Annotated in this window: 22 protein-coding genes; 11 read left to right on the forward strand and 11 right to left on the reverse strand. The window is 64.6% G+C overall.

All coding sequences use genetic code 11. The annotated features are described in order from the left end of the window. Nucleotides 1-78: 78 nt before the first annotated feature. Both ACX1DW_RS02800 and ACX1DW_RS02805 read right to left on the reverse strand, forming a co-directional pair. Nucleotides 79-633, reverse strand: a complete 555-nt coding sequence (locus ACX1DW_RS02800) for a peptidylprolyl isomerase (protein ID WP_458992735.1) — start codon at nucleotides 631-633, stop codon at nucleotides 79-81. A gap of 27 nt (nucleotides 634-660) precedes the next feature. Then, nucleotides 661-1569, reverse strand: coding sequence for a LysR family transcriptional regulator (locus ACX1DW_RS02805; RefSeq protein WP_458992736.1), 909 nt, complete (start codon nucleotides 1567-1569; stop codon nucleotides 661-663). Between the two features lie 60 nt (nucleotides 1570-1629). On the opposite strand from ACX1DW_RS02805, the gene ACX1DW_RS02810 reads away from it, so the two are divergent. Further along, nucleotides 1630-1950, forward strand: coding sequence for a hypothetical protein (locus ACX1DW_RS02810; RefSeq protein WP_014597137.1), 321 nt, complete (start codon nucleotides 1630-1632; stop codon nucleotides 1948-1950). 30 nt (nucleotides 1951-1980) lie between these two features. Here the strand turns inward: ACX1DW_RS02810 and ACX1DW_RS02815 are convergent, their stop codons facing one another. Continuing rightward, nucleotides 1981-2412, reverse strand: a complete 432-nt coding sequence (locus tag ACX1DW_RS02815; protein WP_045632514.1) for an anti-virulence regulator CigR family protein — start codon at nucleotides 2410-2412, stop codon at nucleotides 1981-1983. A gap of 148 nt (nucleotides 2413-2560) precedes the next feature. On the opposite strand from ACX1DW_RS02815, the gene ACX1DW_RS02820 reads away from it, so the two are divergent. Next, complete coding sequence (locus ACX1DW_RS02820; RefSeq protein WP_458992737.1) at nucleotides 2561-3892, forward strand: DEAD/DEAH box helicase; 1332 nt, start codon at nucleotides 2561-2563, stop codon at nucleotides 3890-3892. 17 nt (nucleotides 3893-3909) lie between these two features. Here ACX1DW_RS02820 and ACX1DW_RS02825 read toward each other — a convergent pair whose 3' ends face one another. Beyond that, entirely contained in the window at nucleotides 3910-4206 is a 297-nt protein-coding gene (locus tag ACX1DW_RS02825) for a hypothetical protein (RefSeq protein ID WP_208216319.1), read from the reverse strand. Nucleotides 4207-4349: 143 nt separating this feature from the next. Here ACX1DW_RS02825 and ACX1DW_RS02830 point away from each other — a divergent pair, with 143 nt between their 5' ends. Then, a complete protein-coding gene (locus tag ACX1DW_RS02830; protein WP_063539933.1) occupies nucleotides 4350-4727 on the forward strand; it encodes a hypothetical protein in 378 nt (125 codons plus the stop codon). Between the two features lie 10 nt (nucleotides 4728-4737). On the opposite strand, the gene ACX1DW_RS02835 is transcribed toward ACX1DW_RS02830, so the two are convergent. Next, a complete protein-coding gene (locus ACX1DW_RS02835; RefSeq protein ID WP_394374694.1) occupies nucleotides 4738-5592 on the reverse strand; it encodes a LysR substrate-binding domain-containing protein in 855 nt (284 codons plus the stop codon). A 97-nt stretch (nucleotides 5593-5689) separates the two neighbouring features. On the opposite strand from ACX1DW_RS02835, the gene ACX1DW_RS02840 reads away from it, so the two are divergent. Continuing rightward, a complete protein-coding gene (locus ACX1DW_RS02840) occupies nucleotides 5690-5917 on the forward strand; it encodes a DUF1127 domain-containing protein (RefSeq protein ID WP_458992738.1) in 228 nt (75 codons plus the stop codon). On the opposite strand, the gene ACX1DW_RS02845 is transcribed toward ACX1DW_RS02840, so the two are convergent. From ACX1DW_RS02845 to ACX1DW_RS02865, 5 genes are all read right to left on the reverse strand, one after another. Continuing rightward, nucleotides 5911-6666 carry a sulfite exporter TauE/SafE family protein gene (locus ACX1DW_RS02845; RefSeq protein ID WP_133456640.1) on the reverse strand — a complete coding sequence of 252 codons (756 nt, stop codon included), beginning with the start codon at nucleotides 6664-6666 and terminating at the stop codon, nucleotides 5911-5913. The two genes, ACX1DW_RS02840 and ACX1DW_RS02845, sit on opposite strands and share 7 nt — an antisense overlap. Nucleotides 6667-6834: 168 nt before the next feature. Then, a complete protein-coding gene (locus tag ACX1DW_RS02850) occupies nucleotides 6835-7392 on the reverse strand; it encodes a Tll0287-like domain-containing protein (protein WP_458992739.1) in 558 nt (185 codons plus the stop codon). Nucleotides 7393-7497: 105 nt separating this feature from the next. Next, entirely contained in the window at nucleotides 7498-9480 is a 1983-nt protein-coding gene (gene mnmC, locus ACX1DW_RS02855) for a bifunctional tRNA (5-methylaminomethyl-2-thiouridine)(34)-methyltransferase MnmD/FAD-dependent 5-carboxymethylaminomethyl-2-thiouridine(34) oxidoreductase MnmC (protein WP_458992740.1), read from the reverse strand. Between the two features lie 48 nt (nucleotides 9481-9528). Beyond that, complete coding sequence (locus ACX1DW_RS02860) at nucleotides 9529-12309, reverse strand: response regulator (RefSeq protein WP_458992741.1); 2781 nt, start codon at nucleotides 12307-12309, stop codon at nucleotides 9529-9531. A gap of 103 nt (nucleotides 12310-12412) precedes the next feature. Then, the gene (locus tag ACX1DW_RS02865; protein WP_003283735.1) at nucleotides 12413-13039 is read right to left on the reverse strand and encodes a trimeric intracellular cation channel family protein; all 627 of its coding nucleotides are present in this window, start codon (nucleotides 13037-13039) and stop codon (nucleotides 12413-12415) included. 138 nt (nucleotides 13040-13177) lie between these two features. Between ACX1DW_RS02865 and ACX1DW_RS02870 the strand changes: the two genes are divergently transcribed. The 7 genes from ACX1DW_RS02870 (at nucleotide 13178) to ACX1DW_RS02900 (ending at nucleotide 20757) form a co-directional block, all read left to right on the forward strand. Continuing rightward, nucleotides 13178-14071, forward strand: coding sequence for an HTH-type transcriptional regulator ArgP (locus tag ACX1DW_RS02870; protein WP_458992742.1), 894 nt, complete (start codon nucleotides 13178-13180; stop codon nucleotides 14069-14071). Between the two features lie 102 nt (nucleotides 14072-14173). Beyond that, nucleotides 14174-15076 (forward strand): cysteine synthase CysM, encoded by a 903-nt coding sequence (cysM, locus tag ACX1DW_RS02875; protein WP_026012453.1) that lies wholly within the window; start codon nucleotides 14174-14176, stop codon nucleotides 15074-15076. Between the two features lie 42 nt (nucleotides 15077-15118). Next, nucleotides 15119-16483 carry a 23S rRNA (uracil(1939)-C(5))-methyltransferase RlmD gene (rlmD, locus tag ACX1DW_RS02880; protein WP_458992743.1) on the forward strand — a complete coding sequence of 455 codons (1365 nt, stop codon included), beginning with the start codon at nucleotides 15119-15121 and terminating at the stop codon, nucleotides 16481-16483. A 96-nt stretch (nucleotides 16484-16579) separates the two neighbouring features. Further along, nucleotides 16580-18823, forward strand: coding sequence for a GTP diphosphokinase (gene relA, locus ACX1DW_RS02885; protein ID WP_102840141.1), 2244 nt, complete (start codon nucleotides 16580-16582; stop codon nucleotides 18821-18823). 182 nt (nucleotides 18824-19005) lie between these two features. Next, nucleotides 19006-19836 (forward strand): nucleoside triphosphate pyrophosphohydrolase, encoded by an 831-nt coding sequence (gene mazG, locus ACX1DW_RS02890; protein ID WP_122098467.1) that lies wholly within the window; start codon nucleotides 19006-19008, stop codon nucleotides 19834-19836. 114 nt (nucleotides 19837-19950) lie between these two features. Then, the gene (locus ACX1DW_RS02895) at nucleotides 19951-20490 is read left to right on the forward strand and encodes a DUF2058 domain-containing protein (RefSeq protein WP_003303991.1); all 540 of its coding nucleotides are present in this window, start codon (nucleotides 19951-19953) and stop codon (nucleotides 20488-20490) included. A gap of 105 nt (nucleotides 20491-20595) precedes the next feature. Beyond that, complete coding sequence (locus ACX1DW_RS02900) at nucleotides 20596-20757, forward strand: hypothetical protein (RefSeq protein ID WP_458992744.1); 162 nt, start codon at nucleotides 20596-20598, stop codon at nucleotides 20755-20757. A 62-nt stretch (nucleotides 20758-20819) separates the two neighbouring features. On the opposite strand, the gene ACX1DW_RS02905 is transcribed toward ACX1DW_RS02900, so the two are convergent. Then, a complete protein-coding gene (locus ACX1DW_RS02905; RefSeq protein ID WP_458992745.1) occupies nucleotides 20820-22154 on the reverse strand; it encodes an erythromycin esterase family protein in 1335 nt (444 codons plus the stop codon). Nucleotides 22155-22173 lie beyond the last annotated feature (19 nt).

The following is a 22173-nucleotide window of genomic DNA, read 5'->3' on the forward strand; positions in this document are numbered from 1 at the left end:
TGAGGGTTTCGCACGTTGGCGGCAGCGGGGTACGCGCCGCCGTAAATGCGAAGGGCCGGTGAACCGGCCCTTCGGGGATCAGAGCTTCTTCGCGGTGATGATCTTCACCGGAGACAGTGGCACGTTCTGCATCATGGCGCGGTTGCCGGTGGGCACCTGGGCGATCTGGTCGACCACCTCCATGCCGCGTACGACCTTGGCGAACACCGCGTAGCCAAAGTCGCGGCCACCGTGATCGAGGAAATCGTTGTCGCGATGGTTGATGAAGAACTGGCTGGTAGCCGAATTCACGTTCTGGGTCCGGGCCATTGCGACGGTGCCGCGCACGTTGTGCAGCCCATTGTCCGCCTCGTTCTTGATCGGGGCCTTGGTCGGCTTCTGGTTCAGGCCTTCGCCGAAGCCGCCGCCCTGGACCATGAACCCGGGAATGACGCGGTGGAACACGGTGCCGTCATAAAAGCCGCTGTCGACGTAGCCGAGGAAGTTTTCGACGCTGATCGGTGCCTTTTCCGCTTCGAGCTCCAGCTCGATCTCGCCCAGGCTGGTGGTCAGCAGTACGCGAGGGTTTTCCGCGGCGAACAGGTTGCCGGCCAGCAGAACGGTACAGGCGGCGAGGGCAATGCGTTTCAACATGATGTCTTTCCTGATGTTGGGGAGCTGTCAGCCGGCCAGTGGAGTGGCCTGGCCAGCATCGTACGTCTTGATCAGCTCGATGAGAATCCGGGTAGCCGGCCCGAGCGGTCTGTCGTGGTTAGTGTAGAGATAGAACAGTGGCCGGCGAATACTGCCTTGGACCAGTGGCAGCGGCTTTAGCAGACCTTCGGTCAGTTCGCGGCTGATCAGGTGCCGCGGCAGCCAGGCGAAGCCGAGACCGCTGCTGACGAAGGCTACCGAGGTGGCCAGGCTGCCCACCGTCCAGCGCTGTTCGGCACCCAGCCAGCCGGCATCACGAGGTTGGCGCAGGCCCGTATCACGCACCACAATCTGCATCTGGCTCTGCAGGTCCTGCACGCTGAGCTTGCGTCCCAGTTGATGCAGGGCGTGGTCGGCATGGGCGACGGCGACGAACTCGACAGTGCTGAGTTCGCTGCCCAGATAGCCAGTGATGTCCAGGCCGCTGATGGCCAGATCCGCCGTGCCGTCCTTGAGCACTTCTTCCACGCCGGACAATACCTCCTCGCGCAGCCGAACCCGGCAGCCGCGGCTCTTGGGCATGAAGTCGCTGAGGGCGCGGATCAGCTTGGCGCTGGGGTAGGCCGCATCGACCACCAGCCGCACCTCGGCTTCCCAGCCCTGCTCCATGTGGTGCGCCAGCTCTTCCAGCTGGCTGGCCTGGGTGACCAGTTGCCGTGAGCGACGCAGCAGCACCTCACCCGCTTCGGTCAGCACCGCCTTGCGGCCGTCGATGCGCAGCAGTGGTACGCCGAGCTGCTCCTGCATGCGCGCCACGGTATAGCTGACCGAAGACTGCGAGCGATGCAGGGCTTCGGCCGCCTGGGCGAAGCCGCCGTGATCGATGACCGCCTGCAGGGTGCGCCACTGATCGAGGGTCACACGGGGCACTTTCATTCCTTCGGTTCCTTTAGCAAGGTCTGTTACGCTGGCCCTTCTGTCGAGGAGCTCAGTCAAATGAAAACAATCGGTTACCTGCTCTTTGCCCTGCTGCCTTTTGCGGCCAGCGCCGCCTCCTATCCCGTGGACATCGACCAGCAGCTCAACGGCGCCGAAGTCACCGTGACGCCGCAGGTCATCGATCGCGATCTCGCCGGCCTTCTGCTGCACAACTACGGGGAGATGGCAGCCGTTTGCACTGCCGTGTTCCGGAACGGTCCGGAGGCACCGCGTACCCGGCGCACGGAGCTGCAACCCGGTGAGCGCAAGGCGCTGACGTCGAAGTTCAAGCGCGACGTGATCCGGTTGCGCATCAAACTGACCTGCGAACCGAAGTAGCTCGGCCGCCAAGGCGCCAGCCGTACGGGATCAATCCAGTACGTTCTCCAGGATTTCGTAAACGATGCCCGTGGCGATGGCCACCAGGATCACGTCACGCCCCAGCTGCTTCCATTCATAGCCTTCGTAGCGTGGCAGATGGCCGAGCAGGCGATTGTCCAGGTTCTTGGCGATGCCCGGCGGTAGTGGTTTGCCGCGCGACAGGTTCTTCTGGATGCCAGGGGGCAGGGACGATGGCGGCATGAGCAGCTCGCGGTGGTTGCGCAGCGTGATGCGAACCGCGCCGATATCCACGGACGGCCCCTGGTGATGATATTGCTGCGCCGGCGCCTGCCCCTGGCCGCGCTGAGCCTTGTACTTACTGTTGCCGGGGTGATCGTTGTTCGGCTGCGCCGCCGTCACCGTGGAGAGTGCCAGTGAAAGCGCGCCGGCCAGCAGCGCGATCCGCTTCATCGAGTTCATGCGAACCTCCTGGGCATTAAGCCGCTTCGCTTTGTCAGCTTAGCCTGTGTTTGCCAGAGAAAACATGCCGGCTGTTACAGAACGCGCCTTTGCCGGGCAGACCGGGTAACCTATGCCATCGTTCTTTTCGACCTCCGAGGTAGCTCCCTTGTTTGACCAATTCGCCCTGCACGAACGCCTGCTCAAGGCCGTCGCCGAACTCAAATTCGTCGAGCCGACCCCGGTGCAGGTGGCGGCGATTCCGCCGGCGCTGGAAGGGCGCGATCTGCGTGTAACGGCCCAGACCGGCAGTGGCAAGACGGCTGCGTTCGTGCTGCCGATGCTCAACCGTCTGATCGGCGATGCCCAGCCGCGGGTCGACGTGCGCGCGCTGATCCTGTTGCCGACCCGCGAACTGGCCCAGCAGACCCTCAAGGAAGTCGAGCGCTTCTCGCAGTTCACATTCATCAAGTCCGGTCTGATTACCGGTGGTGAGGACTTCAAGGTCCAGGCCGCGATGCTGCGCAAGGTGCCGGACGTGCTGATCGGCACGCCGGGCCGGCTGATCGAGCATCTGAACGCGGGCAACCTGATCCTCAAGGATGTAGAGGTTCTGGTGATCGACGAGGCCGATCGCATGCTCGACATGGGTTTTGCCGAAGACATGCAGCGTCTGGTAGGAGAATGCGAAAAGCGTCAGCAGACGCTGCTGTTCTCTGCCACCAGTGGGGGCGCCGGGCTGCGCGAGATGGTCGCCAAGGTGCTGAGTGATCCGCTGCACCTTCAGCTCAACCGCGTCAGCGAGCTGAACGAGTCGACCCGGCAGCAGATCATCACCGCCGACGATCCGGCGCATAAGGAAAAGCTGGTGCATTGGCTGCTGGCCAACGAGACCTATCAGAAGGCGGTCATCTTCACCAACACCCGCGCCCAGGCCGATCGTCTGTACGGTCATCTGGTGGCAGGCGACATCAAGGTCTTCGTGCTGCACGGGGAGAAGGACCAGAAGGAGCGCAAACTGGCCATCGAGCGGCTCAAGCAGGGCGGCGTGAAGGTGCTGGTGGCCACCGATGTGGCTGCGCGCGGCCTGGATATCGAGGGCATGGACCTGGTGATCAACTTCGACATGCCGCGTTCGGGTGACGAGTACGTGCACCGCATCGGCCGTACCGGACGCGCCGGCGCCGAGGGCATGGCGATCTCGCTGATCTGCCATAACGACTGGAACCTGATGTCGAGTATCGAACGCTACCTCAAGCAGCGCTTCGAGAAGCGGGTGATCAAGGGGCTGAAAGGCACCTATCAGGGGCCGAAGAACCTCAAGGCTTCGGGCAAGGCCGCTGGCAGCAAGAAGAAAAAGATCGACAAGAAAAAGGGCGTAGAGAAGAAGTCCAAGCCTGCCGGCAAGCGCCCGAACGGCGCCAAGCGGGAGACGCCGTCACCTGTAGTCAGCCAGGACGGCATGGCACCGCTCAAGCGCAAGAAGCCGACGGCCGAGTGACACTCGGCTGATTCGCCTTAGCGTTGCGCGTCGGCCGGCGGAATGTCGGCCTCGCGCTCCGCTTGCTCGATCTGCTGCAGGCGTTTGTCATAGGCTTCGCACTCGTTGCCAAGCTGATCGGCGCTGCGCTTGGTGTCCATCTGTCGAATCTCCTCGTTGATCTCTTCTGCCCGGGCCGGGTTGCTCTTGGTGAGCTGATTGACCCGTTCGGCCAGCTGTTCCGCCTTGGCATTGACCTCGTCCGGCGTGCAGGCCGCATGGGCGGTCGGTGCGGCCAGCAGGGCGGCGGTCAACGTAATCGTCAGCAGTTTCATGGCTGTGTCCTCGCTCAGTCGTTCCTAAAGGTGGATTGCCGCCCAGCCGCTTTAGTTCAGCGCGAACCGGCGGCCAGCGAAAGCGGTCGGTATGTACAGGCGCCCTGTCTACGGGGCGGAATACCTGCTACGGGAGAATGGCCATGAGCTACAAATGGGACCTGATCCAGCGCTTGCTGCATGAAGTGCAGGGCAGCGCGAACGATACATTCAAACCACGTCGCTATGCCGAGGAGCATGCCGCGCAGCTGGAGAGCGAAGGCAAGTCCATGCCCAATCTGGACAGCCTGCGTGCCGAGGCGGCCGACTACGAGAGCCTGTTGTTCGAGGGAGGGTTCATCGCCAGTCGCCCCGAGGAACAGGGCGGGAACGGTGAGAATTTCGTTCTCACCGAGCGTGGCTCGCGCCTGCTGGCGATTCTCGACTCGCCTGCTGAGCAGGACCGGCGCCAACGCCTGGCGGAAAAGGGCGAGGCTGCTCTGGTACCGGAGGTGTTCGACCAGCTGGCCGCCGGCGTTTAAGTCGTCGCAACTACAGCCGGAAACCGTCGACGATATAGCCGGCCAGGGTCTCGCTGACCGGTGAATGCCGTTGCGGATTGCGTAACAGGACGATGCTGGTTTGCGGCAAGCCGGGCAGCCCGTCCGCCTCGCCAAGAATGTTCAGCTCAGCCGGGATCAGACTCTGCAGCTGCGCTGTCAGTGCCAGCCCGGCGCCGACGATGGCCATGATCGCGGCGAGACTGGGGCTGCTGTAGGCGATCCGGTAGTCGATTTCGCGGGCATCCAGCGCATTGCAGACCCAGGCCCGGCAAAAGCAGTCGGAGTTGAAAGTCGCAAGCGGCAGTGGACTGTGGTCTTCGAGATTGAAGCCTGGTGCGGCCGCCCAGACCACGTGCTCCTGACGCAACAGTTGGCCGATTTCGGTGCCTGGCTCGCGGGTAACGATGCTCAGGTCCAGGTCGCGGCGCTGCAGCAGCTGGCTGGACGGCTCGCAGTGCACCTCCACCTGGACCAGGGGAAAGGCCTGGGCAAAGCGCGCCAGGATGCCCGGCAGGAAGCGCATGACGTAGTCGTCCGGCGTGCCGATGCGAACGGCACCGACCATGTGCGGCTGGCGCAGCGTGGTCATCACCTCGCCATGCAGCTTGAGGATGCGCCGGGCGTAGCCCAGCAGTATCTGACCCTCAGCTGTGAGCCTGACCTGACGGCCGCTGCGTTCGAACAGCGGACGTTCCAGGACGTCCTCCTCCAGACGCTTCATCTGCATGCTGACCGCCGACTGAGTGCGGTTGACCGCTGCGGCGGCGCGAGTGAAACCGCCATGGTCGGCGATGGCGACGAAGCTGCGCAGCAGTTCGGTGTCGATGTTCGGGTAGCTCGCCATTCATCAATCCCCAAGATGCAAGGCATCAGAAACATTCGTTGGATTGATCATAATCGCCGCGCGAGACTGGCGCCAATCCAAACCGGAGGGCGTCGTGATGAACATGCAGAAGATCGTTTCGTACAGGCTTCAGCTGCCAGAGAGTTCTCTGACCACGGTTCTCGCGCGGGCCTGGTCGAAGGCACGCCGTTGGCGCGAGCTGGCACGGCAGCGGCGGCAGCTGGCCAGTCTGAGCGACGAGATGCTCAAGGACATCGGCCGCAGCCGTGCCGACATCGAATGGGAAGCGAGCCGGCCGTTCTGGGATGACGCCGAGCGTCAGTGACCCAGCACCAGCTTTTGAATCCCCAGGGAGAGGCTGACGAGTACCAACATGAGGGCGAACAGGCGTTGCAGCAGGCTGCTGTTGAGGTATTGCGCCAGGCGGTTGCCGAACAGCACGCCGCAGGCACCACCGAGTGCCAGGCCGCCAAGCAGTGCCAGCGGAGGTTCGGCGTCGGTGAGATAGAGCAGGAAGCCGCCACCGCTGACCAGCGCGATCACCGCCATCGACGTGGCCATGGCGCTGAGCAGTGACAACGAGGTAAACCAGAGCAATGCCGGGACGATGAGGAAGCCTCCACCGACACCCATCAGCCCCGACAACAGGCCAACCCCAAGGCCGATGCCGAGCAGCGCCGGATAGCGATTCTCGACGTTTTCCTTGGCCGGCAGGCTGGCGCCGCGCCACATCCGCCAGGCCGACCAGAGCACCAAGAGGCAGAAGCCGATGATCAGGGCACGTTCGGGAATGAACTGCCCCAGCCACTGGCCGGCGGCATTGCCAGGCAAGCCGCAGGTCGCCAGCAACACCACCGGGCGCCAGGCGACCTGACCGAGCCGGGCCCGGGGGATCGCGCCAATGAGCGCAGACATCGCCACTGCGCCGAGGCTGACGCCGATGGCATCGCGCAGCGGTAGGTGCAGGCTTAGCAGCAGCGGCAGCGCCACCAGAGAGCCGCCGGCACCGGTCAGGCCGAGCAGCAGCCCGAGGATCAGGCCGATGCCCAGCGCTTCGAGCAGCAGTACATCCATCAGGCGCAAGCGGCCGAAAGAGAAGCAATGCGGGGGGTGGTATCTGGCTGCATGAATACTCCATCGTGAGCGCTCGTCTCCATCGTTGGTACGTCCGTTTTGATGAGCGTTCCCCACGAGGATGACGGGCCGTGGCGGTGCGCGACCGTTCGAGGAGTGTAAAGCCTATCAGGGCGCCAGGGCACGGCTCAGGGTGAATGCGCCTCGCAGGTCGCCTTCGCGGAAGCCGCGCGCCTGGTCCTGCGGGTAGTGCTTATCGAGCAGCTGCAGCAGTTCCGGTTTGATGTTCTCGCCATGGCAACCCAGGCAGGCCTCGGCGGTGCCGATAGCCTGCATGTAGCGATATTCGCCGGCAACCGCTTCGCCATGGCTGAGCTGTTGAACAGGTTCACCGGCAGCGGCGCGCTGGGCGAATTGCTCCAGCACACGACGCTCCCAGGCATCCGGCGCGTTGTCCGGATTGCGCAATTTGAGGGCGGTGCGGCCGACGGTCCACGGCGCCTGGCTGTGCTGGGCGGCAATGCTTGGCGCCAGGGACTGACAGGCTTCGACCGCTTGCGCCGGACCGCCATCGGCCATCGCCTGTTTGACGGTGCCGAGCAGCTGTTGCTGGAACGGGGCGATCAGGCCGACGGCTTCGACGCGCAGTTGCTCCGGATCGGCCGCAGGGGCCGCTTGAGCGCTGACGGAAAACAAGCCGAGAGCGAGCAGAGACAGGGTTTTCATGGGACCTACGCCGGTTGCTTTGTATAGTGGGGGGAGTATCTTTCGGTGCGCGCTTCGATGCAAGCCGTCACCCGCTCGGATGACGGCTTGCACTGCCAGGTGAGGTCAGCTGCCGCGAATCAGCTTGCGCAACAGGAAGCGGTTGGGATGGCAGGCTTCCGTCACAGCCCGTGGTAACGGCAGCGGTTCGTCATCCAGCCAGGCGGCCAGCAATTCGCCAGAGAGTGGCGCGCTGATCATTCCTCGCGAGCCGTGGGCGGTATTGACATAGAGACCGTCCAGCCAGGGGCAGGGCGCGTTCTGATTCGCCCGTGCATTTCTGGCCAGTCCTGCATAGGCTTCGGCAAAGGCTTGCGAGTCGGCCATTGGACCGATGATCGGCAGATAATCGGGGCTGGTGCAACGGAACCCGACGCGCCCCTGCAGCGATTCGGTGCGCTGTGGATCGGCCTCCAGGCGTGTGTAGAGGTCGGCCGAGATCTGTTCGAGCATTTCCAGGTTCGCCTGGTGTTCGGCAACACTGGGCGCAGCGTCGGTCTCCTGGAAGTTGAAGCTGGCGCCCAGGGTGTGCATGCCGTTACGTGGCGGTGCGACGTAGCCCTTGGCGCAGAGCACGGTGCGTAGCGCCTCGCTCTGTGGGGTCGCCGGCAGGCAGGATATCTGGCCGCGTATGCGCTTGAGCGGCAACCAGGCGCTCTGGCCGAAGCGCGCAACCTCGGCCGCACCTGCGAGCACCATTACCGGCGCCTCGGCAAGCAGCGTTTCCCCACTCCAGGCCTGCCAGGATCGACCAACGCGTCGTACATCCAGAACTTCTTGGTGGCGCAGCAACTCGATGCCGGGCCGTTGCAGCAACCAGTGACATAGCGCAGGCGGATTGGCCCAGCCCGCCTGCGGATAAAACAGTCCCCCTTCGGGCAGTTCGACACCGGCCAGCGCCTCGGCTTCGGCCTTTGACAGGGCGCGGACCAGATCGGCCGGAAAGGCCTGCGTCAGTTCGGCCTGGCGCTCACGTTCCTTTTCGTCGTAGACCAGCTGCAGCACGCCGCAAGGCTGCCAGTCTTGGCCTCCGTGCAGGTTCTCCAGCAACCGACGGGTATAGCCGAAACCGCTGACCACCAGCCGCGACAGGGCCGTGCCATGGGCGGACAGCTTGAGGTACAGGACGCCCTGTGGATTGCCGGAGCCTTCCTGCGCAGCATCGGCATGGCGTTCGACCACGCTGACCTGCCAGCCGCGCGCGGCCAGCGATGCGGCCGTGGCGCAGCCGGCCAGCCCGGCCCCGACGACCACCGCCCGGCGCTCGCTCGAGGCGAATCCGGGCCGGGCGAACCAGGGCTTGTCGGTTGCCGGCGTGTTGGTGGCGAGGAAGCGCCCGCGCAAGATCTCGCGCTTATGCCCATGGCCGGGCACGCGCTGCATGTCGAAGCCGGCCTCCATCAGCCCGCGGCGAACGAAACCGGCGCTGGTGAAGGTGCCCAGGGTCGCCCCGGGTGCCGATAGCCTGGCCAGCTCGGCAAACAAGGCTGGCTGCCACATCTGCGGGTTCTTCGCCGGTGCGAAACCATCAAGGAACCAGGCATCCACTCGGGCATCGAGGTTCGGCAGGCAGTCGGCGACATCGCCGATGAGCAGGGTCAGTATGACCCGGCCGCCGGCCAGGACCAGGCGCTGATACCCGGGGTGCAACGCGACGTACTGCGACAGCAGCTGTTCGGTCTGTGCCCGCAGCTCCGGCCAGAGCGACAGGGCGCGCTGCATATCATCACAGGTTAGCGGGTGTTTTTCGACACTGACGAAGTACAGGCGCGCCTGTGGATCGGCGGTGCGTTCGAACAACTGCCAGGCGCAAAGGAAATTGAGGCCGGTACCGAAGCCTGTCTCGCCGACCACCAGACGCTCGCCGGCCTGCAACGCGGCGAAGCGTCGTGCTAGATCGTTCTGTACAAGAAACACGTGTTCGGTTTCGGCAAGCCCGCTGGCTCGCGAGAAATACACATCGCCGTACAGGCGTGACTGCGGCAGGCCATTTTCGTCCCAGTCGAGTTCGGCGTGGGTGAAAACATCGGGGACGGGACGGTCGGTCATTGAGATTCCTGATAAGCAGGGGCGGGGCAGCGGCCCGGCCCGTTCGGGTCAACTGGCGGCTTCTGCTTCCTGCTCGAGTCGGGCGATGGCCGCGTCCAGTTCATCCAGCGCGGCTTCGCTGTCCGGATGGTTCTGCTTGAGCAGCGTTTCGCTCTGCTGGCAGGCGTTGCGCAGTTGCGGTACGCCACAATAGCGAGTCGCTCCATGCAGGCGGTGCACCCGCTCGATCAGCGCCTGGCGATCACCGGCCTGGCGCGCTTCACGGATGGTGCGCCGATCGGACTCCAGCGACTGCAGCAGCATGCCGAGCATGTCCGCGGCGAGGTCCGCCTTGCCGGCGGCCAGGCGCAGGCCTTCTTCTTCGTCGAGAACCTTGAGGGCCGGCTGCGGCTCCGGCAGCGGTTCCGGCTGTGGCTGCGTCGACGGTTCAGCCTGGCGCTGCGGCTGGCTGCGCAGCGCCAGGCCGGTCCACTTGAGCACCACCTGCGCGAGCTGGCGGTCGCTGATGGGCTTGGTCAGGTAGTCATCGAGGCCACTCTGCAACAGGGAACGTTTTTCGTTCGCCAGGGCGTGAGCGGTGAGGGCGATGATCGGCAACGGCGTGTTGCCACTGGTGTGCTCCCAGTGGCGTATGGCCTCGGTGGTCTGGCGGCCATCCATGCCCGGCATCTGAACGTCCATCAGCACCAGATCGAAGGCGCTTTGCTTGACCGACTCCAGAGCGGCGAGGCCGTTGTCCACGGCGACCACGTCTGCCCCCATGTCGCCGAGCAGGGTTTTCACCAGCAGCAGGTTGGCGGGATTGTCGTCCACGCACAGCACACGTGCCGGGCGGCCGACCGCCGGGGCGCTGGGTTCGGCATATGCCTGGTGCGGACGTACCAGCTCGACGAGCACGCGCTGCAATTTACGCGTGCAGGTCGGCTTGCCCTGCAGCTGGGTGTAGCTGTGAGCTTCGGGCAGGGCGTCGTGGAACACGGACTGTTCGGTGGTCGGGCACAGCACTACGCACTTGCAACCGAGCGTCTCGATCTCTGCCAGTCGGCGACCGAGGACCTCGGGCCGGATTTCCCGAGCGGTGACGCCCAGCACCGCCAGATCGATCAGCTGACTACCCTGACGCTGAGCGGCGATGGCTTCCTGCATCTGGTCCAGCGTATCGAAGGCATGAACTTCCAAGCCGAGGCTTTCCAACTGGTGCTGCAATGCCTGGCCGGCCAGCAGGTGTCGTTCCAGCAGCGCGACCCGGCGCCCCTGCAGGGCAGGATGAGGCAGGTCTTCGACATCGTCGCGCGCCTTCGGCAGGCTGAGGCTTATCCAGAACTCGGAGCCTTCGTCGGGGATGCTGTCGACGCCGATCTCGCCGCCCATCTGTTCGATCAGGCGTTTGGAGATCACCAGACCCAGGCCGGTACCGCCGGGCTGGCGAGAAATGGAATTGTCCGCCTGGCTGAACGCCTGGAACAGCGCGCGCAGATCCTGATCGGTCAGGCCGATGCCGGTGTCCTGCACGCTGATACGCAGCTGCGCCCGCTCGGCATTGTCGTCCTCGACCATGGCGCGCACGGCGATGGTGCCGTCGTTGGTGAACTTGATCGCATTGCTGATCAGGTTGGTCAGCACCTGCTTGAGGCGCAGCGGATCGCCGATCAGCGACAGTGGGGTGTCCCGGTAAACCAGGCTGACCAGCTCGAGCTGTTTGGTGTGCGCAGACGGGGCGAGGATGGTCAGGGTGTCCTCGATCAGGTCGCGCAGGTTGAAGGGGATGCTGTCGAGCACCAGCTTGCCGGCCTCGATCTTCGAGAAGTCGAGGATCTCGTTGATGATCCCGAGCAGGCTGTCGGCGGACTTCTCGATGGTGCCCAGGTAGTCCTGCTGGCGCGGCGTCAGGTCGCTCTTCTGCAACAGCTGGGTGAAGCCGAGGATGCCGTTGAGCGGGGTGCGGATCTCGTGGCTCATGTTGGCGAGGAATTCGGACTTGATACGGCTGGCCTCCAGCGCCTCCTTGCGCGCCAGGTCCAGCTCGATGTTCTGGATCTCGATCGTCTCCAGGTTCTGCTGCACGTCTTCGGTGGCCTGGTCGATGCTATGCTGCAGTTCCTCGCGGGCGCTGAGCAGGGCCTCGGCCATGCGGTTGATGCCGGACGCCAGCTCGTCCATTTCATGGCTGCCCAGGGGGGGCAGGCGCGTTTCCAGGTGGCCGTCCTTGAGCTGGGCGACGGCGGCCTTGACCCGTTGCAAAGGCAGGCTGATGGCGCGACTCATGCGCAATGCCAGCAGTGCGGTGATGATCAGCCCTGCGCCGACCAGAAACAGGCTGGTCAGCAGGCTGCGATAGCCGCGCAGCAGGGTGTTGTGGTGCGACAGTTCCAGCTCGAGCCAGCCGATGAGTTTCTCGTCCGGGCCGCGGGCTTCGTCGGCAAGGTTCAGGTGGCGGCTGAGGATCGGCATAAGGATGCGCGTGTGATCCATGCTGCTGACGCGCGTGAGGCCTTCCGGGTCGCCTGGTGGAGGGGGGGTCAGCATTCGCGGCCCGGCATGCACGCGCTGGGTACGCTCCGGATCGAGGATGGTAACGGCGCGGACATCGGCCTGGTCCAACACCTGGGTCAGGATGCGCTGCAGGCGCTTGTCATAACCAAGGTTCATGGCCGGTGCGGCCAGGGGGGCCAGTTGCTCGGCGATCAGCTGGCCGCGCTCATCGAGCTGGTGGCGCATCTCCGACAGTTGCATCCAGGTGAAGTAGGCGCCGAGCACCACCGCCAGCAGGGTGCTGGGCAGCAGCGTCAGCACCAGTACGCGGCCACGAATTCCAAGGTCTTTCAGCACAGTCCGTTCACCGATCCCGGTTTGCCAGCGCGCTAGTGTAGCGGCTCGGACCGGTGGAATCTGCACGCGACATCAAGCCCTGATGTCGCGTGGCAGCGGGTGGTCAGTCCAGGCCGCGAATTTCCTTGCCATTGAAGTCCGGCAGCTTCCAGTGGAAGGTCATCGCCAACACACGGAACAGGAAGCCGCTGCCCAGCGCCGCCAGGGTGGCCAGGGTGGTGTTGATCTCCAGCCAGAGCATTCCGACATAGAAGACGCCGGTGAACAGTGCCACGGTGGCGTAAAGCTCGCGCTGCAGGACCATCGGCACCTGGTTGCACAGCACGTCGCGCATCAGCCCGCCGAAGATGCCGGTGATGACGCCAGCCAGCACGACGATGGATGGGTGTGCGCCCATGCCCATTGCCACGTCGCAGCCGATCACGGTGAATGCCACCAGCCCCAGGCCGTCCACCAGCAGGAAGACCATGCGCAGGTGATGCAGGTGACGGGCGATGAAGCCGGTAACGATCGCTGCACCGATGGTGAAGGTGAGGTACTCGGGGTGGGCGATCCAGCCAACCGGGTAATGGCCGAGCAGCACGTCGCGCGCCGTGCCTCCCCCGAGCGCGGTCACGGTGCCGAGCAGGCAGATGCCGAACAGGTCCATACCGCGGCGCATGCCCATGATGGCCCCGGACATGGCTTCGGCGGTGATCGCGATCAGATAAATGGTGTGCAGCAGTTCCACGGCATACTCCGGACAGACTCGCTGCACCGCCAACGCGCGCTGCAGCTCGAGGTGCGCGATTATGGGGCAAAGCGTCGCTTTAGTTTTCTTTGCTAAGTATTTTTAGGCTATGCAAACATTTTCTTTATCGGTGCCGTCATGAATCTCGATCCGAAGCAGACCGAAGCCTTCCGTGCCGTCATTCGCACCGGCAGCTTCGAGCAGGCTGCGCAGCGGCTGCATCTGACGCCACCGGCCATTTCGCAGCGCGTGCGTGCGCTGGAGAGTGCGCTGGGCAGCGCCCTGGTGGTACGCAGTCGGCCCTGCCGTCCCACCGAAACCGGACAGCGCCTGCTGCAATACCTCAAGCGCGCCACGCTGCTCGAGGCGGATCTGCTGGCCGATCTGGCCGAGCGCAGCGATGCACCGCTGGTGGTGGTCGCGGCGCTCAATGCCGACAGTCTGGGTACCTGGTTCTTTCCGGCGCTGGCCGAGGTGCTGATCCGCGAGCGCGTGCTGCTCGATCTCACTGTCGAGGACCAGGACCACACCTACAGCCTGCTGGAGACTGGCCTGGCGATCGGCTGCATCAGTACCGAGCCCAAGCCGATGCGTGGCTGCACGGCCAGCGCGCTGGGCCGCATGCGCTACCGACTGGTGGCGTCGAGCGAATTCCGGCAGAAGCACTTCGCCAACGGACTCAACCGCAACGCCGCGCGCAAGGCGCCGGTGGTCGCCTACACGCGCAAGGACACCCTACAGTCTTCGTTTCTGCTGCGCCGCTTCGGCCTCCCCGAGGGCGCCTATCCCTGCCATTACGTACCTGGCGCGGAGCCGCATTTCAGCGCGATTCGCTACGGCCTGGGCTACGGCATGGTGCCCGAACTGTTGCTGCATGATGCGCTGCAATCCGGCGAGGTGGTCGATCTGGCGGCCGACGAGCCGTTGGAAATCGCCCTGTACTGGCATACCTGGAAGGTGCAATCGCCGCGAATGGAGCATCTTTCGCGACAGATCGTCGAGGCGGCGCCGAGGATTCTCGCTCGCCCCTAGCCGCGTTCCGCCGCCTCTCGCAATTTGGCGCAGACAATCACGGCTGCCCGTCGTCGAACGATGCCGGTATCATGTCGACCTTCTCAGATGCCGTGCGACGCCATGACTACACACTATCCGACCATTGCCGATTGCATCGGCAACACCCCGCTGGTTCGTCTGCAGCGGATGCCGGGTAAGACCAGCAACACCATCCTGGTCAAGCTCGAGGGCAACAACCCGGCCGGTTCGGTCAAGGATCGTCCGGCGCTGTCGATGATCAATCGGGCAGAACTGCGCGGTGACATCAGGCCCGGCGACACGCTGATCGAAGCCACCTCCGGCAACACCGGGATCGCTCTGGCCATGGCAGCCGCGATCAAGGGCTACCGGATGATCCTGATCATGCCGGATAACTCCAGTGCCGAGCGCAAGGCAGCGATGACCGCCTACGGTGCCGAGCTGATTCTGGTGTCCAAGGAGCAGGGCATGGAAGGTGCTCGCGACCTGGCGCTGCAAATGCAGGCCGAAGGCCATGGCAAGGTGCTCGACCAGTTCGCCAATGGCGACAATCCCGAGGCCCACTACACCAGCACCGGCCCCGAAATCTGGCAGCAGACCCAGGGCAGCATCACGCACTTCGTCAGCTCCATGGGCACCACCGGCACCATCATGGGCGTGTCGCGCTACCTCAAGGAACAGAATCCGGCTGTGCAGATCGTCGGCCTGCAGCCGATGGAGGGCGCAGCCATCCCCGGTATCCGCCGCTGGCCGCAGGAGTATCTGCCGAAGATCTATCAGGCCGAACGGGTCGACCGCGTCATCGACATGTCCCAGGCCGAGGCCGAGCAGGTCATGCGCCGCCTGGCCCGCGAAGAGGGCATCTTCTGTGGCGTATCCTCCGGCGGTTCCGTAGCGGCAGCGCTGAGGCTTTCGCAGGAACTGGAGAACGCGGTGATCGTGGCGATCGTCTGTGACCGCGGCGACCGCTATCTGTCGACCGGCGTATATGACGCACCGAATTGATCGGCTGGCCGGCCGGCCTTCCCGTAGTGCAGGTTCCAACTGATGGCCAAACGTAGCGGCGCTCTGCGCTTTCAACCCAGTGGCGGCGAGCGCAGGCCTCAGGTACCGGTCGGTAAGAAGCAACGGCTGAGTATCGAGCGGCTGGCCAATGACGGACGCGGTATCGCCTTCATCGAGGGACGCACCTGGTTCGTCGAGGGCGCGTTGCCCGGCGAAGAGGTCGAGGCGCGCGTGCTGGCTGCGCGCAGTCAGATCGTCGAGGCGCGCTGCGAGCGTGTGCTTCAGGCCAGTGCGCAGCGTCAGGTCGAGCCCTGTCCACATGCCCGTCTGTGTGGCGGTTGCAACCTGCAGCATTCGCCCTTTACCGATCAGCTTGCGCTGAAGCAGCGCACGCTTGCCGAGCAGCTCGCGCGGGTGGCCGACTTGGAGCCGGAGGCATGGGCCGAGCCGCTGGTGGGCCCAGCCTTCGGGTATCGCCGCCGGGCGCGGCTGGCGGTGCGCTGGAACGTCAAGAGCAAGAACCTCGATATCGGTTTCCGCGCCAGCGCCAGCCAGGACGTCATCTCCATCCGTGAATGTCCGGTTCTGGTACAGCCCTTGCAGTCGCTGCTGCCGGCATTGCTGGCAGCGCTACGTGATCTGGGCAAGCCGCAGGCGATCGGTCATGTCGAACTCTTCAGTGGTACGGCCGAGGCGGTGCTGATTCGTCACACCGCCGCCCTGCCCGAAGCAGACGTGGCACGTCTGCGCAGCTTTGCTAGCGCCAATGCAGCGCAGCTCTGGTGGCAGGGCGAAGGTGAGCCGGAGCCGGATGATCCCGCGGCGAAGCTGGGTTACCGGCTGGATGCCTGGGATCTGGAACTGGCCTGGCGGCCGGGGGATTTCGTCCAGGTCAACGCGTCGGTCAACGATGCGATGGTGGTTCAGGCGCTGGAATGGCTGGGCGCTGGCAAGGACGACGCAGTGCTGGATCTGTTCTGTGGGCTGGGCAACTTCAGCCTGCCGCTGGCGCGCATCGGCGCTCGGGTGGTGGGCGTCGAAGGTGTCGAGGCGATGGTGGCGCGTGCGCGGGAAAACGCCCGGTACAACGGCATCGAGACGGCGCACTTTTATCGTGCCGACTTGTCGAAGCCGCTTGCCGATGCCCCCTGGGCGGACGGCGGTTTCGCTTCGGTGCTGCTCGATCCACCGCGCGATGGCGCGCTGGAAATCGTTCGACAAATGTCGATGCTGAGGGCGCAGCGGGTGGTCTATGTTTCATGCAATCCTGCCACCCTGGCGCGCGACGCACGTGAGCTGGTCAGCCAGGGCTACCGACTCAAGCGTGCAGGTGTGCTGGACATGTTCCCGCAGACGGCCCACGTCGAGGCCATGGCACTGTTCGAGGGGCCCGACGCACCGCGGTGATGCATTCTTGGCAGGCAACAGGCCTGTGGTTCAATCGACCGGCACGCAGAATGCCGGCGTTCATGGCGCAGTAGGTGCGCAGAAGGGAAGGTTTAGATGGTACAGGTCAGAGCGCTTCAGCCGATCAATACGGACGGTAGTATCAACCTGGATGGCTGGCTCGATCATGTGCTGGGCATGGACCCGGCACTCGACCGCGCGGCCCTGAAGGAAGCCTGCGAGTTCGCTCGCGAGGCGGAACAGCAGGCCAACGCGGCGCAGAATCTCTGGAGCGAGGGGACCTCCAGTTACCAGATCGGCCTCGAGATCGCCGAGATTCTCGCCGATCTGAAGCTCGACCAGGACAGCCTGGTGGCCGCGGTGATCTATCGTGGCGTGCGCGAAGGCAAGATCAAGCTGGCCGACGTGCATCAGCGCTTCGGCCCGGTGGTGGCCAAGCTCATCGAAGGCGTGCTGCGCATGGCAGCGATCAGCGCCAGTCTCAATCCCCGCGAATCGCTGGTGCTGGGCTCCCAGGCGCAGGTGGAGAACCTGCGCAAGATGCTGGTGGCCATGGTCGACGACGTGCGCGTCGCGCTGATCAAGCTGGCCGAACGCACCTGCGCCATCCGCGCGGTCAAGCTGGCCGACGACGAGAAACGCCAGCGCGTCGCCCGGGAAGTCTTCGACATCTACGCGCCGCTGGCCCATCGCCTGGGCATCGGCCACATCAAGTGGGAGCTGGAGGACCTGTCCTTCCGCTACCTCGAGCCCGAGCAGTACAAGCAGATTGCCCAGCTGCTGCACGAGCGTCGGCTCGATCGCGAGCAGTACATCACCAATGTCGTCCAGCAGCTCAAGGACGAACTGACCGCGGCCGGCATCCAGCCGGAGATCGATGGGCGCGCCAAGCACATCTATTCCATCTGGCGGAAAATGCAGAAGAAGGGCCTGCAGTTCAGCCAGATCTACGACGTTCGCGCCGTTCGCGTGCTGGTTCCGGAAGTGCGCGACTGCTACACCGCGCTGGGTATCGTGCATACCTTGTGGCGACACATTCCCAAGGAATTCGACGACTACATCGCCAACCCGAAGGAGAACGGCTACCGCTCGCTGCATACCGCGGTGATCGGTCCCGAGGGCAAGGTGCTGGAGGTGCAGATTCGCACCCACGCCATGCACGAGGAGGCCGAGCTGGGGGTCTGCGCGCACTGGCGCTACAAGGGCACCGACGTCAACTCCGGTTCGGACCACTACGAGGAGAAGATCGCCTGGCTGCGTCAGGTGCTCGAATGGCACGAAGAGCTGGGCGACATCGGCGGGCTGGCCGACCAGCTGCGCGTCGACATCGAGCCCGACCGCGTCTATGTGTTCACCCCGGATGGCCATGCCATCGACCTGCCCAAGGGCGCCACGCCGCTGGACTTTGCCTACCGCGTGCACACCGAGATCGGCCACAACTGCCGCGGGGCGAAGGTCAACGGGCGCATCGTGCCGCTCAACTACAGTCTGCAGACCGGCGAGCAGGTGGAAATCATCACCAGCAAGCACGGCTCGCCGAGCCGCGACTGGCTGAACCCCAACCTGGGCTACATCACCACCTCGCGCTCGCGGGCGAAGATCGTTCACTGGTTCAAGCTGCAGGCACGCGACCAGAACGTCGCGGCCGGCAAGGCGCTGCTGGAGCGTGAACTGGGACGGCTGGATCTGCCCCCGGTGGATTTCGACAAGCTGGCCGAGAAGGCCAACCTGAAGAACGCCGAAGACATGTTCGCCGCGCTGGGCGCCGGCGACCTGCGCCTGGCGCATCTGATCAACATGGCGCAGCAACTGGTCGAGCCGGAGCGCGGTTACGACCAGCTGGAACTGATCCCGCGGCGTTCCGCACCGCACAAGCCAGGCAAGCGCGGCGATGTGCAGATCCAGGGCGTCGGCAACCTGCTGACGCAGATGGCCGGCTGCTGCCAGCCGCTGCCGGGCGATCCCATCGTTGGTTACATCACCCAGGGCCGCGGTGTCAGCATTCACCGCCAGGACTGCCCTTCAGTGTTGCAACTGGCCGGGCGCGAGCCGGAGCGGATCATCCAGGTCAGCTGGGGCCCGGTGCCGGAAAAGACCTATCCGGTGGAAATCATGATCCGCGCCTACGACCGCGCCGGCCTGCTGCGCGACATCTCGCAGATGCTGCTCAACGAGCGCATCAACGTGCTGTCGATGAACACCCGTTCGAACAAGGAAGACAGCACCGCGCAGATGACGCTGACCATCGAGATTCCGGGGCTGAACGCCCTGGGGCGCTTGCTCAGCCGCATTTCGCAGCTGCCGAACATCATCGAAGCCAAGCGCCAGAGAGCCACGTAAGGCGCAGCACAGTGCAGGCGCGCCTAGCGCGCCATTGTGGATCGGTGAAGCGTCATCCACCTGCGATGGTACGGTTTCGGGCGTTCTGGCCCGCGGCCGAACCGTAGGTGGATGTCGCTTTTTACATTCACCGTTGATGCCGTCAGCGCCCCTCACCCGCCCTCGATTCGCTGAGGAATCCCATGTACCAACTCAACGACCTCCTGCACCTGATGGCCCGCCTGCGCGATCCGCAGCATGGCTGCCCCTGGGATCTGCAGCAGGACTACGCGAGCATCGTGCCGCATACGCTGGAAGAGGCCTACGAGGTGGCCGATGCCATCGAGAGCGGCGACTTCGATCATCTGCCCGGCGAGCTGGGTGACCTGTTGTTCCAGGTCGTCTACTACAGCCAGCTGGCCCGGGAGGAAGGGCGCTTCGAGTTCGCCACGGTGGTCGATGCCATCACCCGCAAGCTGATCCGTCGGCATCCCCACGTGTTCCCGGATGGCGACCTGTACGGCTCGCCGGAGCTGCCGCGCCTCGATGAAGCGGCCATCAAGCAGCGCTGGGAGGCGATCAAGGCCGAGGAGCGTGCCGAGAAAGCCGCCGCACCTGAACAATTGTCCCTGCTCGATGACGTGCCCAGCGCGCTGCCGGCGCTCAGCCGGGCCGCGAAACTGCAGAAGCGCGCCGCCCAGGTCGGCTTCGACTGGCCCGAGGCGTTGCCGGTGGTGGACAAGGTTCGCGAAGAACTCGGCGAAGTGCTGGAGGCGATGAGCGAGAACGATCCGCAAGCCATTGCCGAAGAGCTGGGCGATCTGCTGTTCGTCGTGGTCAATCTGGCGCGCCATCTAAAGGTCGATCCGGAGAACGCCTTGCGGGCCGCGAATGGCAAGTTCGAGCGGCGTTTTCGCTTCATCGAGCAGGCGTTACGCGAAGCGGGGCGGCCCATCGAGAACTGCGATCTGGACGAGCTGGATGCGCTCTGGGGCGAGGCGAAGAAGGCCGAGCAATCGTCGTCCTGCGGCTAACTGCACTTTCCGGGGTGGATGTGGCTTTTCACATCCACCACAATGCCGCTCGGTGGAGCGATGCAGCGTCGCTCACCGGCGCCCACTTGAATTCATGACGAGACGAGCCGAAACATGAGTCTTTCCCTCCGTGACCAGCTGCTCAAAGCCGGGCTGGTCAACGAAAAGCAGGCCAAGCAGGCCGTCAAGCAGAAGCAGAAGCAGCAGCGCCTGGAGAAAAAGGGCCAGGTCGAGAAGGACGATTCGCAGCGCGAAGCGGCGCTGAAGGCCCAGGCCGAGAAGCTCGCCCGCGATCAGGAGCTCAACCGCCAGCAGCAGCAGAAGGCCGAGCAGAAGGCCCGTGCAGCGCAGATCAAGCAGTTGATCGAGACCAGCCGCCTGCCGAAGCTGACCACCGAGGATTACTACAACTTCGTCGACGACAAGAAGGTCAAGCGCCTGTCGGTCAACAAGCTGATGCGTGACAAGCTGGCCAGCGGCTCGCTGGCCATCGTGCGCCACGGCGGCGGCTACGAGGTCATTCCGCGCGAGGCTGCGCTGAAGATTCAGGAGCGCGATCCGCAGCGCGTGGTGCAGCTCAACACCCGCACCGAAGAGCCGGATGCCGACGATCCGTACGCCGCCTATCAGGTCCCGGACGACCTGATGTGGTGATCCACAGGGGCAGCGTCGCCCGACGGAAGGTGGGATAGAAAGCGCCTGCCCCGACCTCTACTACAGACCTGCCCGCCGTCGCGGGTGCATGCAGTGGAGGACATCATGCCCGCTCAATCGCTTCACCAGATCCCCAACCCAGACAGCCAGTACTGGCTTGCCGCCGGCGCGCCGGGCGACCCGGAGGAGCCGGGTGTGCCGACACAGCCATCGGAGCCCGGTGAACCCACCGTGCCGGATCAGCCGCCGCCAGCGCCGGTGGCGTAAGCCGGTCGACTGTCTCTTCTTGCGTGACCGCGTCGCAGCGCTCCAGCGCCGCGACGCATGCTTCATTCGCCGAACGGGTAGGTATCCGGTACGACGCTCGAGTCGATGTCCTGCGGGCCGATGGGCGTTACCGCCTGCGTCTGTTCAAGCCAGATCAACGCATCGAACTGCTCGGCGAGAATGGCTCGGAAGTAGTGGCTCTGCCGCTCGGTCAGCGGCCGGTAGATGACGCCGATCGCGCGCTCCAGTCGGGGATGGCTGAGCGCTTCGCGCAGTTCGTCGCGATCATCGCGCCAGTCGGTCAGTGAGGCCGGCACGCCGGCGCGCAGAAACAGCTGCTCCCAGCTGTCCGGCCGCGACGGGATGACCTGCTTGATCTGCATCGGCTCGTCCCAGTTGTCCGCAGCGGCCACCTCGCCGCGATCGGTCGCCATGCCGATCAGCACGGCATCGCGCCCGAAGGCGGTGCGGCAAAGCTCGCCGATGTTGAACTCGCCACCCCAGCCCATCGACGTCGCCGCTGCATTGCCAATATGCGAGTTGTGCGCCCAGATGACCGCTTTCGCGTTTGCCCCGCGATGGTCGAGCAGGGCCCGCAGCGTGTCGAACATATGCCGGTCGCGCAGGTTCCAGGATTCCGTAGAGCCGCGGTACATGGCCCGGTAGTAGCTCTCCGCGGCCAGTACCACCCGTGCGTTGCGTTCGGCATTGAAGAACCGTTCGCCATCCTGGCCGATGTACTCGAGGCGCTGGGCGAGCAAGGCCTGCAACTGCTCGATCACCGCGTTTTCGCAGGTTGGCTGACCGAGCATGACGTTGCGGCCATAGATGGCCGGGTCTTCCTGCCAGGGGCTCAGGCAGCCATAGCGCTGGCGTGCATCTGCCGCAGCTTCAGGGTCGGTATGGTCGAGGTAACGCAGTACCTCGCGGATCGAGCTGCCGAGGCTGTATACATCCAGGCCGCGAAACTCGACGCGCCGTGACGCATCCAGCGCCGCATTGTGCTCGCGCAGCCAGCGGACGAATGCCTCGACTTCGCGGTTGCGCCACATCCAGATCGGGAAGCGTTTGAAGGCATCCTCTGTCCAGGCGACCGATTCACGCTGGCGACAGTAGCAGTCGATTCGCGCGGCATCGGGCCAATCCGCCTCGACCGCGACGATGGAAAAACCATGGCGCTCGATCAGGCGCTGGGTGATCGCGGCGCGGGCGCGGTAGAACTCGGAGGTGCCGTGGCTGGCTTCACCGATCAGCACGACTCGCGCGTCGGCGAAGCGTTCGAAGCTATCGGCGAAGCGTGGATCATCCAGCGCGGGCAGCGGCTCGGCGTGCTGGCGCAGCAAGCTCACCAAATGCTCTTCGGACGGTTCGGTAACGCGCAGAGGCGAGGCGTTCATGTTCCCGACTCCTTGGTGT

The organism is Stutzerimonas sp. KH-1, assembly GCF_054483855.1.